This window comes from Pseudogulbenkiania ferrooxidans 2002, assembly GCF_000174355.1.
Lineage (GTDB): Bacteria > Pseudomonadota > Gammaproteobacteria > Burkholderiales > Chromobacteriaceae > Pseudogulbenkiania > Pseudogulbenkiania ferrooxidans.
Genome location: NZ_ACIS01000008.1, coordinates 43725 through 55657, shown reverse-complemented (window position 1 = coordinate 55657; position 11933 = coordinate 43725). Strand labels below are relative to the sequence as shown.

At 65.6% G+C, this 11933-nt stretch carries 10 protein-coding genes and 1 pseudogene; 10 read left to right on the top strand and 1 reads right to left on the bottom strand.

The features are described 5' to 3' along the window. Nucleotides 1–131: 131 nt before the first annotated feature. The 10 genes and pseudogenes from argA (at nucleotide 132) to FURADRAFT_RS14300 (ending at nucleotide 11265) form a co-directional block, all read left to right on the top strand. Nucleotides 132–1442: an amino-acid N-acetyltransferase gene (gene argA, locus FURADRAFT_RS14345; RefSeq protein WP_008954889.1), complete on the top strand. Its 1311-nt coding sequence runs from the start codon at nucleotides 132–134 to the stop codon at nucleotides 1440–1442. A gap of 83 nt (nucleotides 1443–1525) precedes the next feature. Further along, nucleotides 1526–1801, top strand: coding sequence for an oxidative damage protection protein (locus FURADRAFT_RS14340; protein WP_008954888.1), 276 nt, complete (start codon nucleotides 1526–1528; stop codon nucleotides 1799–1801). A gap of 64 nt (nucleotides 1802–1865) precedes the next feature. Further along, nucleotides 1866–3923 (top strand): annotated as a pseudogene (gene ppk1, locus FURADRAFT_RS14335) (polyphosphate kinase 1); the annotation flags it as partial. Nucleotides 3924–4018: 95 nt separating this feature from the next. After that, nucleotides 4019–4498 carry a DUF456 domain-containing protein gene (locus FURADRAFT_RS14330; RefSeq protein ID WP_008954886.1) on the top strand — a complete coding sequence of 160 codons (480 nt, stop codon included), beginning with the start codon at nucleotides 4019–4021 and terminating at the stop codon, nucleotides 4496–4498. Between the two features lie 133 nt (nucleotides 4499–4631). Beyond that, on the top strand, nucleotides 4632–6299 hold the full coding sequence (gene ettA / locus FURADRAFT_RS14325; protein WP_008954885.1) for an energy-dependent translational throttle protein EttA: 1668 nt from the start codon (nucleotides 4632–4634) through the stop codon (nucleotides 6297–6299). Between the two features lie 383 nt (nucleotides 6300–6682). Further along, nucleotides 6683–7285, top strand: a complete 603-nt coding sequence (locus FURADRAFT_RS14320) for a CBS domain-containing protein (protein WP_008954884.1) — start codon at nucleotides 6683–6685, stop codon at nucleotides 7283–7285. 264 nt (nucleotides 7286–7549) lie between these two features. Next, nucleotides 7550–8314, top strand: coding sequence for a transporter substrate-binding domain-containing protein (locus FURADRAFT_RS14315; RefSeq protein ID WP_008954883.1), 765 nt, complete (start codon nucleotides 7550–7552; stop codon nucleotides 8312–8314). A 65-nt stretch (nucleotides 8315–8379) separates the two neighbouring features. Further along, a complete protein-coding gene (gene alr, locus FURADRAFT_RS14310) occupies nucleotides 8380–9519 on the top strand; it encodes an alanine racemase (RefSeq protein ID WP_008954882.1) in 1140 nt (379 codons plus the stop codon). Further along, entirely contained in the window at nucleotides 9479–10351 is an 873-nt protein-coding gene (locus FURADRAFT_RS14305) for a LysR substrate-binding domain-containing protein (RefSeq protein WP_008954881.1), read from the top strand. The genes alr and FURADRAFT_RS14305 overlap by 41 nt, the downstream gene beginning before the upstream one ends. Before the next feature lie 92 nt (nucleotides 10352–10443). Then, a complete protein-coding gene (locus tag FURADRAFT_RS14300; protein ID WP_008954880.1) occupies nucleotides 10444–11265 on the top strand; it encodes a class I SAM-dependent methyltransferase in 822 nt (273 codons plus the stop codon). A gap of 284 nt (nucleotides 11266–11549) precedes the next feature. Here FURADRAFT_RS14300 and FURADRAFT_RS14295 read toward each other — a convergent pair whose 3' ends face one another. Beyond that, a complete protein-coding gene (locus FURADRAFT_RS14295) occupies nucleotides 11550–11903 on the bottom strand; it encodes a hypothetical protein (protein WP_008954879.1) in 354 nt (117 codons plus the stop codon). Between the last annotated feature and the right edge of the window lie 30 nt (nucleotides 11904–11933).

Below are 11933 nucleotides of genomic sequence, written 5' to 3'. Positions count from 1 at the left end.
TCGCCGGCCGAGATCGCGCGGCGACCGCCAGGCAGCGGCGTAGCTCAGGCTGCGACCAGATGAAATACCCCCTCATTCCTGCTACCCTTGGCGCCACCTCAAACCCGACCCAGGCAGGAGCCAGAACCGACATGCTGACCAGAGAGTTTGTCCTCTCTTTCCGTGAAGCCGCCCCTTACATCAACGCCTTCCGCGGCAAGACTTTCGTCATGGCGATCAACGGCGAAACCGTGCGCGATGGCCGCTTTCCCAGCCTGGCCAAGGACATCCACCTGCTGGTCAGCCTGGGCGTACGCATCGTACTGGTGCACGGCGCGCGCTGGCAGATCGACGTGCTGGCCCAGCGTGCCGGACATGCCCAGGTTTTCCGCGGCGACAAACGCAGCACCGACAGCCAGACGCTGGAGCTGGTCAAGCAGGCGGTGGGCTATACCCGCCACGAGATCGAAGCCGCGCTGTCGTCCAGCATGCGCCATGTCCCGGTGCAGGGCAGCCAATTGCGCGTCGCCAGCGGCAACTTCCTCACCGCCCAGCCGATGGGGGTGATCGAGGGCATGGACATGCAGTACACCGGCAGCGTACGCCGGGTCGACAGCGAGGCGATGCAGGCGCGCCTCGACGCCGGCGACCTGGTGCTGGTCTCCTGCATCGGCTACTCGCCCACCGGCGAGGCGTTCAACCTGACCATGGAAGAAGTCGCCACCCACATCGCCATCGCCCTGAAAGCGGAAAAACTGCTGTTCATGGTGGACAGCCAAGGCGTCACCAACAGCCAGGGCGAGTTCGCCAGCACGCTCACCGCCCACGAGGCTGAAGCGCTGATCGCCAGCGGCAACCTGCAGGGTGACGTGGCCGCCTACATGCCGTACGCGGTGAAGGCGGTGCGCCAGGGCGTGGCTCGGGCCCACATGATCGGCCGCTTCGACGACGGCGCCATCCTGGAAGAACTGTTCACCGACGGCGGCAACGGCACCATGCTGGCGCGCGATCCGCTGGTGAAGGTGCGCAACGCGTCGATCGACGACATCGGCGACATCATCGACCTGATCCGTCCACTGGAAGAACAGGGCATCCTGGTCAAGCGCAGCCGCGAGTTGCTGGAGATGGAGATCAAGTCGTATTCGGTGCTGGAGCACGACGGCAAGATCTTTGGCTGCGTCGCCATGCACCCCTTCCCCGACGCCGGCATGGCGGAACTGGCCTGCCTCGCGGTCTCCCAGCAGAAACGCGACGCCGGCTTTGGCGAGGAGCTGCTCAAGCACGTCGAATACCTGGCGCGCGCGCAGGGCCTGGCCTCGCTGTTCGTGCTCACCACCCAGACCGCGCACTGGTTCGTCGAGCGTGGCTTCGCCGCCGCCGACATCAGCCAACTCCCGCTGGGGAAGCAGCGGCTCTACAATTACCAGCGCCGCTCCAAGGTGTTCATCAAACCCTTGCGCTGAGCCCGTTCTTGGCTGGAAGCCCTGTCATCTCTATGACACAATACGGTAGTAATCTGTTATCCAATTAGCTGCAAGGAAGCGCAATGGCTAGAACCGTCAACTGCATCAAGCTGGGCCGCGAAGCGGAAGGCATGGATTTCCCGCCGCTGCCGGGTGAACTGGGCAAGCGGGTATTCGAGAATGTCTCCAAGGAAGCCTGGCAAGGCTGGCTGCGTTACCAGACCATGCTGATCAACGAAAACCGCCTCAACCTGGCCGACGCCCGCGCCCGCCAGTACCTGGCCGCCCAACTGGAAGCGTACTTCTTCGGCGACGGCGCCGATGCACCGGCAGGCTACACCCCACCAGGAAGCAACTGATCCCGGCAAAGCCCTCCGCGCGAGGGCTTTTTCGTCCCTACAACCAGCGCGAGCCCACTCAACAACCATGTCGCAACAGAACGACCTGCTGCTCAACCGCGAACTCGGACTGATCCAATTCAACCGACGGGTCCTGGCCCAGGCCGAAGACCCCCGCCTGCCTCTCCTGGAGCGGCTGCGCTTCCTGTGTATCGTCTCGTCCAATCTCGACGAATTCTTCGAAGTCCGTATGGCTTGGCTCAACGAGATGGTGGAGACCCAGCCGGATGCGCCGCTGCCGGACGGGATGACGCCGCACCAGGCGCTGCGCAAGGTCTCGGAAGCCACCCACGTGCTGATCCGCGAACAATACGCGGTGATGCGCGATATCCTGTTCCCGGCCCTGCGCGAGGAAGGCATCCTGTTCCTGCGGCGCATCGACTGGACCGACGAGCAGCGCGAATGGGTCAAGGGTTACTTCTTCCGCGAAGTCATGCCGCTGTTGACGCCGATCGGGCTCGACCCCTCGCACCCCTTCCCCAAGGTACTGAACAAGTCGCTCAACTTCGCCGTCGAGCTGGAGGGCAAGGACGCCTTCGGGCGCCAGTCGGGCATCGCCATCGTGCAGGCGCCGCGCATCCTGCCGCGCGTGATCAAGCTGCCGGAGGAACTGTCCGACGGCAAGCACCTGTTCGTGTTCCTGTCGTCGATCCTGCACGCCCACGTGCACGAGCTGTTCCTCGGCATGTCGGTCAAGGGCTGCTACCAGTTCCGCGTCACCCGCGACAGCGAGCTGAACGTCGAGGACGAGGACATGAAGAACCTGCGCACCGCGCTGCAGGGCGAACTACGTCAGCGTCAGTTCGGCGACAGCGTGCGGCTGGAGATCGCCGACACCTGCCCGCAGCACATGCAGGACTTCCTGGTCACCCAGTTCGGGCTGGAGCCGGAAAACGTCTATCGCGTCGACGGCCCGGTCAACCTGGTGCGGCTGATGCAGGTGCCAGACCTGGTCGACCGCCCGGACCTGAAGTTCGCCTCGTTCGTGCCGACGCTGCCGGCGGCGTTGCAGAAGAAATCCGGCCTGTTCGACGTGATCCGCCAGGGCGACGTGCTGCTGCATCATCCTTACCAGAGCTTCCAGCCGGTCATCGACCTGTTGAACCTGGCCGCCACCGACCCGCAGGTAGTGGCGATCAAGATGACGGTGTACCGCACCGGTACCGACTCGGTGCTGATGGAGTCGTTGATCGCCGCCGCCCGCGCTGGCAAGCAGGTAACGGTGGTGGTGGAGCTGATGGCGCGCTTCGACGAGGAAGCCAACATCGGCTGGGCCTCGCGCCTGGAAGACGCCGGCGCGCACGTGGTGTACGGCGTGTTCGGCTACAAGGTGCACGCCAAGATGCTGATGGTGGTGCGGCGCGAAGAGAGCGGGCTGAAACGCTACGTGCACCTGGGCACCGGCAACTACCATCCGCGTACCGCCCGCCTCTACACCGACTTCGGGCTGATCTCCTGCAACGAGCAGCTGGCCAGCGACGTCAACGACCTGTTCATCGAACTCACCGGGCTGGGCAAGGCGAGCAAGCTGAAGCTGCTGCACCAGTCGCCGTTCACGCTGCACAGCATGATCATCGAGGCGATCGAGCGCGAGGCCAAGCACGCCAGCGAGGGGCGCCCGGCGCAGATCATCGCCAAGATGAATTCCTTGCTGGAGCCGGAGGTGATCAACGCGCTGTACCGCGCCAGCCAGGCCGGGGTGAAGATCCAGCTGATCGTGCGTGGCGTGTGCGCCCTGCGCCCGGGCGTGGAGGGACTATCCGACAACATCAGCGTGCGCTCCATCGTCGGCCGCTTCCTCGAACACCCGCGCGTGTTCTACTTCTACAACGACAAGGCGGAAAACCTGTACTTCTCCAGTGCCGACTGGATGGGGCGCAACTTCTTCCGCCGCATCGAGACCTGCGTGCCGGTGCTCGATCCCAAGATCAAGCGCCGCATGATCAAGGAAGGGCTGCGCATCTACCTCGAAGACAACGTCAACGCCTGGGACATGCAGCCCGACGGCAGCTACAAGCGGCGCCATGCGCGCGGCAAGGTGCATTGCGCCCAGCAGACGCTGCTGGACGAGTACATCGTCTAAGGCTTCGGCCAACCCCGAGGCACACGGCGGCCGTGGCGGAACTTCGCCGCGGCCGCCGTTTCTTATCCTTCCCTGCCCTCCTTCCGGACATACCCTTGGATATCCTGCTCTATGCGCTGTCCGCGCTGCTGGTACTGGCCGGCCTGGCCGGCACCGTGTTCCCGGCCCTGCCCGGCCTGCCGCTGATGCTGGGCGGCTTCGCGCTGGCCGGCTGGGCGGAGGATTTCCAGCACGTCGGGGCGCTGACGCTGGGCGTGCTGGGGCTGCTCGCCGTAATCGGCCTGGCCATCGACTTCGTCGCCGGCCTGCTCGGTGCCAAGGCCACCGGCGCCAGCCGGAAGGCCTTGTGGGGCGCCTTTGCGGGCAGCCTGGTCGGCCTGTTCTTCGCCCTGCCGGGCGTCATCCTGGGCCCGCTCATCGGCGCGGCTATCGGTGAATTCCTCGCCCGGCGCGACATCTACCAAGCCGGCAAGGTCGGCATCGGCACCTTCCTCGGCTTTGTCGTCGGTACCGTCGCCAAGATCGGCTGCGCCTTCGCCATGCTGGCCACTTTTGCACTGGCGTTCATGCTCTGAACGGCCGCTCCGGCCCCTCCACGTTGGCCGAAGTCGCCGTACAGACGCGCCGCTTCTGCGGGTGCCCCACGCGAAGCGCGGGCTTTTGGTAGAATCGGCCGGTTAACGATTCATCAATCAGCGTGGAACCGTCATGGCCCAATACGTAATGTCTATGCTCCGCGTGAGCAAGGTGGTGCCGCCCAAGCGCCAGATCATCAAGGATATCTCGCTGTCGTTCTTCCCCGGCGCCAAGATCGGCCTGCTGGGCCTGAACGGCTCCGGCAAGTCGACCGTGCTGCGCATCATGGCCGACGTCGACAAGGAATACGACGGCGAGGTGCAGCACCTGGCCGGCGTCAAGATCGGCTACCTGCCGCAGGAACCGCAACTCGATGCCGACAAGACGGTGCGCGAGGAAGTGGAAAGCGGCATGGGCGACGTGATGGGCGCGCAGAAGCGCCTGGAAGAGGTGTACGCCGCCTACGCCGAGCCGGATGCCGACTTCGACGCCCTGGCCGAAGAGCAGGCGCGCCTGGAGGCGATCATCTCGGCCGGTGCCGGCGACAACGTCGAACACCAGCTGGAAATCGCCGCCGACGCGCTGCGCCTGCCGCCGTGGGACGCCAAGATCGGCCCGCTGTCGGGCGGCGAGAAGCGCCGCGTGGCGCTGTGCAAACTGCTGCTGTCGCAGCCGGACATGCTGCTGCTCGACGAGCCGACCAACCACCTCGATGCCGAATCGGTGGAATGGCTGGAACAGTTCCTGGTGCGTTTCCCCGGCACCGTGGTGGCCGTCACCCACGACCGCTACTTCCTCGACAACGCCGCCGAATGGATCCTGGAACTGGACCGCGGCGAGGGCATCCCGTGGAAGGGCAACTATTCCAGCTGGCTGGAACAGAAGGAAGCGCGCCTGGAGACCGAGGCCAAGCAGGAAGGCGCGCGTATCAAGGCGATGAAGCAGGAACTGGAATGGGTGCGCCAGAACCCCAAGGGACGCCAGGCCAAGTCCAAGGCCCGTATCGCGCGCTTCGAGGAACTGTCGAGCCACGAGCACCAGAAGCGCAACGAGACCCAGGAAATCTTCATCCCGGTGGCCGAGCGCCTGGGTAGCGAGGTGATCGAGTTCGACGGCGTGTCCAAGGGCTTCGGCGACCGCCTGCTGATCGACAACCTGAGCTTCAAGGCCCCGGCCGGCGCCATCGTCGGCATCATCGGCCCCAACGGCGCCGGTAAATCGACACTGTTCAAGATGATCGCCGGCAAGGAACAACCGGATTCCGGTACGGTGAAGATCGGCCAGACCGTGCAGATGGCCTTCGTCGAACAGAGCCGTGAAGGCCTGGACGCCGACAAGACGGTGTTCGAAGACGTCTCCGGCGGCTTGGACATTCTCAACGTCGGCCGCTTCGAGATGTCGAGCCGGGCTTACCTCGGCCGCTTCAACTTCAAGGGCGGCGACCAGCAGAAGAAGGTCGGCATGCTGTCCGGCGGCGAGCGTGGCCGGTTGCACCTGGCCAAGACCCTGCTCAAGGGCGGCAACGTGCTGCTGCTCGACGAACCGTCCAACGACCTCGACGTGGAAACCCTGCGTGCGCTGGAAGATGCGCTACTGGAGTTCGCCGGCACCGTGTTCGTGATCTCCCACGACCGCTGGTTCCTCGACCGTATCGCCACCCACATCCTGGCGGCGGAAGGCGAGTCGCAATGGACCTTCTTCGACGGCAACTACCAGGAGTACGAGGCCGACAAGAAGAAACGCCTGGGCGAGGAAGGAGCCAAGCCCAAGCGTATCCGCTACAAGCCGATCACGCGCTGAGCCCCGCTCTTCGGCCAACCCCGTTCCGCCCCCGGCGCAACGGGGTTTTTTTACAGGTGAACAAACCGTAACAATTGTCCATGCCAAAGGACTTTAAAGCGCTGGCGAAACGTGCCTAGAATGGGTTGTCTTTTTGCGAAGGGGGAGCCTCCCCCGCCGTGAAAGGTGTGCAGGCTCAGGACCCGTTCACGCCCCGACGCGAGCGGCCCTCAGCGGAGTGAAGAGCAGCCCGGACACCGCCATGCGCCGATCAGCGCAGCAGGATTCGAGCCGTGCTCAACCCCGGTCTGGGACGCGCCGCCAGTTCGTGAGCAGGTTCCCACAAGGTGCGCTGGCATGGCACCCGGCCGCGATACAGCCACAATACGCAGAGGAGCTTCCTCATGGAAAACCAATACCCATTCCTGCCCACCATTGCGCTGCCGTCCACCACCGACCTCATCCGGCTCGACGCGCGTCCGCGACGCTCGGTCACGCTGGACAGCGCCGCGCTCGAGGTGATGACCGACCTGAAATTGGTCGATCCGGTCAGCGTGCACGAAGACACCCCGCTCGACGACGCCCACCGCGCCATGATCGGCCGCGGCATCCGCCTGCTGTTCGTCACCGACGCCGCCGGCCACCTCACCGGCCTGGTCACGGCCACCGACCTGCTGGGCGAGCGGCCGATGCAGTGCATGCTGGGACACGGCAAGCGCCGCGCCGACTTGCTGGTGCGCGACGTGATGACGCCGCGCGTCGAGCTCGAGGCGCTGAAGCTGGAAGACGTCGCCTCGGCCAAGGTCGGCCACATGGTCGCCACCATGAAGCAGCAAGGCCGCCAGCACGCGCTGGTGGTGGAGCTCAACCCGGAGACCGGTCACTACGAGGTGTGCGGCCTGTTCTCGACCTCGCACATGGCGCGCCGCCTCGGCATCTCGCTCAACTTCATCCGCGTCCCGCAGGCGTTCTCCGAAATCCAGCACTCGCTGCTGCACGAAAGCTGAGCCGGCGATACACCTCCTACCAAGGCAGCCGCGAGCTGCCTTTTTTCATGCCCGCTGCGCCGCCGCAGCGTGGCGCCCGCGCGGGGGCCCCCTCCGCCCTTCCCCAAAACCGCCCGGATCGCGCCCGCCAGCGTGCCGGACATAGGGCGAATGGGCATGAATTTATCTCATGCCCCAATGGCCATAAATCATTTGTTCCCGCGGACGAGCGTCCCTTAGCCTAACTGCATCGGCTGACACCGCCGACGACCAAGGGAGAAAACGATGTCCTGCAAAAAAGTACTCACGCTGACCCTGCTGTGCGCCCTGCCCTGGCTGGCCCAGGCCCAGACCGTGCGCATCGTGACCGACGCCAGTTACCCGCCGTTCTCCAAGATGAACCCGGACGGCAGCATCACCGGCTTCGATCCGGACATCACCCGCGCGCTGTGCGCCGAGGCCAAGCTCGAGTGCGAGCTGAAGGCGATGGACTTCGACGGCATCATCCCGGCGCTGCAGGCCAAGAAGTTCGACGTCGCCATCGCCTCGATGAGCATCACCCCGGAGCGCGCCAAGGTGGTCGACTTCAGCGACATGTACTTCAAGATTCCCGGCCGCCTGATGGCCAGGGAAGGCACCCAGATCAACGACGCCTGGTTCAAGGGCAAGAAGATCGGCGTGCTGCGCAGCTCGACCCAGATGCAGGAAGCCAACGCCAAGTGGGCGCCGAAGGGCAGCCAGATCAAGGTTTACAGCAAGATCACCGACGCCTTCCTCGACCTGACCGGCCAGCGCCTCGACGCCGTCTACCTCGACGCCACCATCGGCGAGTCGGACTTCCTGCAAAAGCCGATGGGCAAGGGTTTCGCCTTCGTCGGCCCGGTCTACAACGACCCCAAGTACTACATGGGCGCGGCGATGGCGGTCGGCAAGGGCAACAAGGAACTGCGTGCCAAGCTGAATGCGGCGCTGAAGCAGATTCTCGGCAACGGCACCTACAAGCAGATCCAGGCCAAGTACTTCAGCTACGACATCTACCCCTTCAAGTAATCCCGGGTTCCGTTCTTGACCTTGCGGCCGACGCCTGATCCGCGCCGGCCGCCGAAAGCCCTGCCATGACCAAGACCGCTTACGTTGAAATCCACCTGCCCGCGCTGCGCCGCAATTACGCCCTGGCCAAGACGCTGGCCGGCGCGGCGCGGGTCTGGGCCGTGCTCAAGTCGGATGCCTACGGCCACGGCCTGACGCGCGTGGCGCTGGCGCTGCCGGACGCCGACGGCTTCGCGCTGATCCAGCCGGACGACGCCGTGACGCTGCGCCACGCCGGCATCGGCGCGCAGATCCTGCTGCTGGAAGGGGCGCTGGAGGAAGGCGATGTCGACATCGCCGCGCAGCACCGTCTCGACCTGGTGCTGCGCTCGGAACACCAGCTGCAGTGGCTGCTCCAGAAGGCGCGGCCGGTCACGGTCTGGGTCAAGGTCAATACCGGCATGAACCGCTTCGGTTTCACCCCAGAGCGGGCGCTGGCGGTGGTGCGCCAGTTGCAGGCGACGCCGTTCTGCCGCGTCGCCGGGCTGATGACCCACTTCGCCTGCGCCGACCAGCTCGGCACGCCACTGGACGAGCCGTGGCGGCGCTTCCTGCAGGTGGTCGAGGCCACCGGCCTACCCTACACCGCCGCCAACAGCGCGGCGCTGTTGCGCGAAGCGCGCACCCACGGCGCGGTGGCCCGCGTCGGCGGGCTGCTCTACAACAACAACCCGTTCTACCCCGACACCCGGCTGTGGCCGATGGCGGCCGCGCCGGTGATGCGCTTCGCCGCGCGCATCGTGCACGTCAGCACGCTCCAGGCCGGCGACAGCATCGGCTACGGCGCCGCCTTCACCGCCCGCCACGACATGCGCATCGGCATCGTCGGCGCCGGCTACGGCGACGGCTACCCGCGTTCAGCCCCCAGCGGCACCCCGGTGCTGGTGAACGGCCGGCGCGCGGCGCTGGTGGGTCGGGTGGCGATGAACGTGCTGGCGATCGACCTCTCCGCCCTGCCGGAGGTGCAGGTCGGCGACGAGGTCACGCTGTGGGGCGCGCCGGGGCTGAGCTGCGACGAGATAGCTTGGCGCTGCGGCACCATCAGCGAAGAACTGCAATGCGCATTGACGAGCCGGGTGCCGATCCGGCAGATTGTGGCGGACTCCATCGCGCCCGCCATCCCTGATGAACAAACTGCCCCCGCTCAATGCCTTGCGCATCTTTGAAGCGGTCGCCCGTCTGCAAAGCTTCACCAAGGCCGCCGAGGCCCTCTACCTGACACAAAGCGCGGTCAGCCACCAGATCCGCAAGCTGGAAGAACACTTCGGCTTCCCGCTCCTGGTGCGCGGCCAGCGCGGCATCGACCTGACGCCGGAAGGCGCGATCCTGCAGCACAGCGTGCACGACGCCCTGCTGCAGATCGACCAGACCTGCGACCAGCTCAGCCAGCGCCACCACGCCATCCGCATCAAGTCGCCGCCGTCGATCGCGGTGCGCTGGCTGGTGCCGCATCTGCAAGCCTTCAAGCAGCAGTTTCCCGATCTCGACATCAGCGTCAGCACGGTATGGGAGGAAAAGCCGGCGTTCGACTGGGGCCTGTTCGACCTCGCCATCCAGTACGGCATCGGCGACTGGCCCGGCGTCACGGTCGAGCTGCTGCACCGCGAGCAGCTGATTCCGGTCGCCGCGCCGGCACTGCTGCAGGGCCGCCAGACCCTGACGCCGGACGATCTGGCCACGCAGACGCTGATCCACTCGACGCGCGACCGCCACGACTGGCGGCTGTGGCTGGGGCTACCCGCGGGCGAGTGGCCCAAGGGACAGAAGGAATTGCTGTTCGACGCCGACGTGATGGCGGTGGAAGCCGCCCGCTGCGGGCTGGGCGTGGCGCTGATCGACCCCTTCCTGGTGCAGGATGCGCTGGACGACGGCAGCCTGCTGACGCCGCTGCAGCGCACCGTCCAGACCGGCAAGGCTTACTACCTGGTGCGTCCCCCGCATGACCGCCACTCGCGCCGCCTGCAGCCCTTGGTCGAGTGGCTGCAGAACGCCGCCTGAGCACACCCGGGCCTCACCACATGATTGTGCTGCCCTGCACCGCCCCGGCTTGGTAAAATACGCGCCAACCCGCCTTTTCTCAGGATCCCAGCGTGAGCGCCATCCCCGACATCAAGCCCGGGCAGTCGATCGAACTGCTCAAGGAACTGCACATCCTTACCCGCGACGGCAAGCTCAACCAGGACAGCCGCCGCAAGCTGAAACAGGTCTACCACCTCTACCAGTTCATCGAGCCTCTGCTGGCCGACGTGCTGGCCGAGGGCGGGGAACTGACGCTGGCCGACCACGGCGCCGGCAAGTCCTACCTCGGTTTCATCCTGTACGACCTGTTCCTGAAGGAGAAGAACGCCGGCCACGTCTACGGCATCGAGACCCGCGCCGAGCTGGTGGCGCGCTCGCGCGAACTGGCGGAACGGCTGGACTTCCCGCGCATGAGCTTCCTCGACCTGACGGTGGAGCAGTCGATCACCTCGCCGCTGCTGCCGGAGCGCATCGACGTGGTCACCGCGCTGCACGCCTGCAACACCGCCACCGACGACGCCATCAAGTTCGCGCTGGCCAAACAGGCACGCTTCATCGTGCTGGTGCCGTGCTGCCAGGCCGAGGTGGCCACGGTGCTGCGCAAGAACAAGAACCAGAGCTTCGGCCTGACGCCGCTGTCGGAAATCTGGCGCCACCCGATCCACACCCGCGAATTCGGCAGCCAGCTCACCAACGTGCTGCGCTGCCTGCAGCTGGAGGCGCACGGCTACCAACTGACGGTGACCGAACTGGTGGGCTGGGAACATTCGATGAAGAACGAGCTGATCATCGCCCGCTACACCGGCGCACCGCGCAAGAATGCCGAGCAACGCCTGGAAAGCATCCTGCACGAGCTGAACCTGGACGAGCTGCGCCAACGTTTCGTCTACTGAGCCCCCCCGTTCTTCGGCCAACCTTGAGCACGACCGACAAGGTTGGCCGAAGAACGTCCACATCCCCCCAGCACAGCTCGGTTCCTCCCCCGCCCTCCCAAGCCGTGAGCGGCCGCCTCGCCAGCGTCAGTCCCTCCTGGCCACCGCGATGGTGTTGGACCTCCCCACGCCAGCCATCCTCTCCGACAAAAAAAATGGCCATCCGTGTGGATGGCCCAGTCTAGAGAGGAGGAGAAAACCCGGGGGACACTCGCCTGCGCGCCGCGTCCCGAAATCGGTCGAGGTTACCGCTGCCAGTAGCGGTTCTGATCGTCGTGGCGCTGGTAGCGGATCGCCTCCGACAGCGCCTGTTCGCTGCGTTCCAGGTCGCGCTGCTCGGGGCGCGACAGATAACCGTCGGCCAGATAATCGCGCCGCTTGGCCCGCAGATCGTCCAGTTGGCGTTGCAGACGGCGCGCCTCCCAGCGCGTCAGCGAGCCATCCTGCACGCCACGCTCGATGCGTACCTGGTAAGGACGGTAAGACGGATAAGACTGGTAGTAGCCATGATCGGGCTGAGTCCAGCGATCCCCCGCGCCATCCTTGGCAAACGCCGCCAGCGGCAACAGGGACAAAGCAACAAGCAAGGCACGTTTCATGATGGGGTTCCTTGGTAGTGAGAACGTGCT